Source organism: Clostridium sp. (assembly GCF_026168755.1).
In the GTDB taxonomy this organism is placed as follows: Bacteria; Bacillota; Clostridia; order Clostridiales; family Clostridiaceae; genus Clostridium.
Genome location: NZ_JAPFDR010000091.1, coordinates 1 through 4,289, shown reverse-complemented (window position 1 = coordinate 4,289; position 4,289 = coordinate 1). Strand labels below are relative to the sequence as shown.

6 protein-coding genes are annotated in these 4,289 nt (G+C 29.8%); 2 read left to right on the top strand and 4 right to left on the bottom strand.

What is annotated here, in order from left to right; genetic code table 11:
- Positions 1–325: 325 nt before the first annotated feature.
- On the top strand, positions 326–1,486 hold the full coding sequence (gene mobV, locus Q0Y03_RS15170; RefSeq protein ID WP_297714631.1) for a MobV family relaxase: 1,161 nt from the start codon (positions 326–328) through the stop codon (positions 1,484–1,486).
- A gap of 51 nt (positions 1,487–1,537) precedes the next feature.
- Here the strand turns inward: mobV and Q0Y03_RS15165 are convergent, their stop codons facing one another.
- Genes Q0Y03_RS15165 through Q0Y03_RS15155 form a run of 3 tightly spaced genes read right to left on the bottom strand, consistent with a single transcriptional unit; the run spans position 1,538 to position 2,495 of the window.
- Positions 1,538–1,807: a plasmid stabilization protein gene (locus Q0Y03_RS15165; RefSeq protein WP_297714630.1), complete on the bottom strand. Its 270-nt coding sequence runs from the start codon at positions 1,805–1,807 to the stop codon at positions 1,538–1,540.
- 12 nt (positions 1,808–1,819) lie between these two features.
- Complete coding sequence (locus Q0Y03_RS15160; protein WP_297714629.1) at positions 1,820–2,017, bottom strand: hypothetical protein; 198 nt, start codon at positions 2,015–2,017, stop codon at positions 1,820–1,822.
- Positions 2,010–2,495, bottom strand: a complete 486-nt coding sequence (locus Q0Y03_RS15155) for a hypothetical protein (protein ID WP_297714628.1) — start codon at positions 2,493–2,495, stop codon at positions 2,010–2,012. Before Q0Y03_RS15155 ends, Q0Y03_RS15160 begins: the two co-directional genes overlap by 8 nt.
- A gap of 629 nt (positions 2,496–3,124) precedes the next feature.
- Here Q0Y03_RS15155 and Q0Y03_RS15150 point away from each other — a divergent pair.
- Positions 3,125–3,478, top strand: coding sequence for a DNA-binding protein (locus tag Q0Y03_RS15150; RefSeq protein ID WP_297714627.1), 354 nt, complete (start codon positions 3,125–3,127; stop codon positions 3,476–3,478).
- Between the two features lie 95 nt (positions 3,479–3,573).
- Here the strand turns inward: Q0Y03_RS15150 and Q0Y03_RS15145 are convergent, their stop codons facing one another.
- Positions 3,574–4,023: a hypothetical protein gene (locus Q0Y03_RS15145; protein WP_297714626.1), complete on the bottom strand. Its 450-nt coding sequence runs from the start codon at positions 4,021–4,023 to the stop codon at positions 3,574–3,576.
- Between the last annotated feature and the right edge of the window lie 266 nt (positions 4,024–4,289).

Here is a 4,289-nt window from a genome sequence, read left to right as displayed (position 1 = left end):
GTGGAGATTTTAAAAAATTTTATGAGTACTACGGAGTAGATCCAAAATAAAATTTTTTAAAATACTACCTTGATGGAATGAAAAATTGTACGCTCTTGCAACGGAGTTGAACCAGTAAGGTTCGACTTCCTGTCTAGCGACGAGCGATATAAAAAATTTTGGTCGAACTTTTTTAAAAGGTCGTGGGTGAGCAAAGCGAGGGCAAAGCCCTTACCCTCGGAGAGCAAGTTCCAAAAGTATTTTGGTATAACTTGCTACACCAAAAAAATAGTGCTAAAATTGAAGTATCATTTTAGACTATTTGGGTGTAAAGGAGAGAGATACTATGGCACACGTTGCGAAATATTCAAAGGGAGCATTAGGGCATATGTTTGCTCATTATGAAAGAGCAAAGGACAAAGATGGAGAATACATCAAATTTGGGAATGAAGATATTGATACTAACAAGAGCCACTTAAATTATAACTTAGCACCTAATCATAATATGAGCCAAGGTGAGTTTGTAAAGAAAAGATGTAGTGAGGTTAAATGCCTAAATAGAAAAGATGTTAATGTTATGTGTTCTTGGGTGGTAACTGCTCCTAAAGATTTAAACCCTAATTTATATAAAGATTTTTTTAAGGAAAGCTATAAATTTCTTGAAAATAGATATGGTGCTGATAATGTTGTATCGGCTCACGTCCATATGGACGAAAAGACTCCTCATATGCACTTTGCTTTTGTTCCAGTTGTCTATGATAGCAAGAAAGATTTACTTAAAGTTAGTGCCAAGGAAAAAGTATGTAAGACCGATTTACAAGCATTTCATCAAGATTTAGAGAAACACCTAGAGAATGCTTTAGGTAGAGAAATTAATATTCTTAATGAAGCTACAAAAGAAGGTAATAAAAGTATAGATGAACTTAAAAGGCAATCTGCAAGTGAAAGATTGCAAGAAGTAAACGAAAAAGCTTCTAAAATCATTTCTAAGGCTCATAATGAAGTACAAGGTATAAAAGATAGCCTTATACCTTTAAAAGCTGAATATGAGGCAAAAAAGGCTTATGTGAGGGAAGCTGATAGAATATCTCAAGTATCTATGATGTATCCAAATGAAGTAAAAGTTACTGAGAAAGGTTTTATTAATAAGCAAAAGTTTGTAACTGTTCCAGCTGAGATGTGGGAAGCAAAGCATATTTCAGCTAACGAAAAAAGTTATTTAGAAAGAGCAACAGAAAAACTAGATAAGAATATTAAAGAGTTTAATAGCACAACAACAAGCCATAAGATTGAATCTCTTTCGAAGCGTGTCATGGAACTAGAAAAGAAAAATAGTTCTTTATCTAGTGAAAATAGAAAATTAGAAGATAAAATTGATAAGACTTATAATAAAATAAATAATGTATTAAATAGACTTCCAGGTAATGTTGCAGAGCAATTCATTAAAGCTTGGGAAGATTTAGCTAAAAATCATAATAGAAATTTAGATATAGATAGAGGACGATAAAAAATAGCATTAGGATTATTTCCTAATGCTATTTTTTTATTAATTTATGAACTATTTTATAGCTTTTAACTTAGCAATATCATAGCAATTAACTTTAGTTACTTCTTCAACTTCCTTTAATTCATCAAGCTTTGATATTACTGTTGTTCTAAATTCCGTTAAATCAGCGGTTTGGTCTGTTATTCCATCAAGCTTTTTATTGATACCACTTAATTCATTTTTAATTTCTTTTTGTCCTCCTTCAAGATTATCAAGTCTTTTAACTATAGCAGTTTGACTTTCTTGAATTGATTTTAAAATTTCTAATATCTCTTTATCCATTTCAATCTCTCCTTATTTAATATTAGCCTTTTTAAAGGCAGATATTATATTTTTAACGGTTGAAGTTTCCCAACTAGAAAGCCATATCAAGCTTCTTTCTTCTTCAAGTGTTAACTCAATGTCGCCCAATGCTCCATTAAGAATATCTATATTTTTTTGATTTCCTTCTAGGAAATTTATTTCATTCTCATTTACTGATTGTCTAATCATTATTATCAATCCCTTTAATTTCAATCTTCTTACCTTCGTTCGTGTACTCTATAACCATTCTTAAACCACGAAGTTCACTCCATTCACCTATTCCAAAATGGAATGGGTTTAATATGTATACACCAACCCCTTCTTTTATTAAAAGGTCTAATTTAGCAAATTTAGATATTGCATTTCTTACTGTTTGGTCTTTAATTTCTAAGGATTCACATATCCCATCTCTATAAAATTTATTTAAAATTACTCTATTTGTATTGTATTGAGTAATTTTAAATATTTCATGTAATATTAAGTTTTCTATTTTAGTAAGTTGCTTTAATAAACTTATATCATCAAGATACAATTTCATATAAGCTGGTTCTTTATTAACTAATCTCAAATGAGTTTGCATTGTGCTTTCATCAGATACTATATTCCCGTTATTATCTTTAGTTATTGTTCTCTCAATCGTACTGTCAATTATTTTTCTTGCTTCCAAAATAAATACCCTCCATTTTACTAACTCTTTCATCGTTACTTTAAATTATACTATTATTGTACTTAAAATAAAGTACAAATTTAAAAACAATTTTGTACTTTTAAATATTATAACTTTGTACTCTGTATAAGTACAAAAAAAAAATTAAATTTAAAATTACTCAATAATATAATATTATTGTACCCATGACAAGTATTTCTTGTACTTGTCACAAGTACAGCCAGTACTCCACACAAGTACAAAAAAAAATGATAAACCTAGTAATATCAAGGCTTGACATAATGTTTTTATATCTTATATTATTTAGTCTAAAAATCGTTAGATTTTTTGTAATCGAAGATTACATTGGGACTTGTCCCAAACTCTAGGAGGGTTTTACCCTCCACCCACAAGGGAACTCATCCCCTTGACCCCGTTATATCACTTGCCGTTAGGCAGAAGGAACAACACCTATTGGGTGTTGCTCCTATGGAGCAATAGTGTCTGACCTTCATTCCATCAATAGCCTTTCTCGGCATATACTCACTCGGCACAAGGCACTCGCTCCGTTATTCCAAGGTGCTATTGACTTCATTCTCGGTCTTAATGTACTATCGTTTTGGAACGGTGGTACAAGGAGGTATGTTTTAATGTCAACTTTTAAAAATCCATATAAATCAATGAATGAATTAGTTGAAAGTTTAGTTAAAGAAAATGAAGAACTTAAACTTAAATTGAACAATATAGAGGAATTTTATCAAGGGAGAATAAGTAGATTAATTAGAAGATTTGAAGATGAAAAATCAAATGAAATCCAAGAATTGAAAAATGAAATTAATGAGTTAAAGTCAAGAGCATTAGTCAATCCTAAAAAAATAACGGATAAACAAGTGAATGAAGTTAAAGAGCTTAGGGCTTTAGGTTTGAGTTATAGAAAAATATCTCAAAAAACTTCACTTGGAACAACAACTATATGCAGAATAATAAATGGTTATTATGATTAGCCAGTAGTGAAATCAAGGTAGCTATAATAGTATGATTTATAAAAAAATAAAAGGAATAGACATATGATCTATTCCTTTTATTTTGAGATTTTACTCTAATTAATATTATAATTTACAGTTACACTAGCTTCATAATCTCCTGCTGATGATATATATACATATGTAACAGATGTTTTACTTCCACTTGTGCTTGCTGATGTAGCATAAGCTGACCCATATAAGGTTCTTACACTTTTAGGATAAGGTGAAACAAGCTTTTTTGTATCAGAATATATCGTAAATTTAGCAGCAAAAGAATCTTGTTTAATCTTACTTACTAAATAACTATCTTTATATTTAGTATCATTTTTTGTGATGCTTACACTATTAATTGTTGCATTAGTCCAGCTACTAGTAGATGTACTTGCTAAAACCTCTGCTTCATTTTGAATTATTGCATTTGGTTCATTTATAGATGATATTGATGACGCAAATGCCATAGTAGTTGTTAAAGATGTAATAACAGGTACAGCTAATAATATTTTTAAATTTTTACTTAAATTCATGATAATACCCCCATTTAAAACATATAATTCTTTCTTTTACATAATATCATAATATTGTAAAATAGTAAATATTCTGTAATATATAACCACATTGACTAAATTAAAAAATTTGTAATGGAATCAAGGTGGAGATTTTAAAAAATTTTATGAGTACTACGGAGTAGATCCAAAATAAAATTTTTTAAAATACTACCTTGATGGAATGAAAAATTGTACGCTCTTGCAACGGAGTTGAACCAGTAAGGTTCGACTTCCTGTCTAGCGAC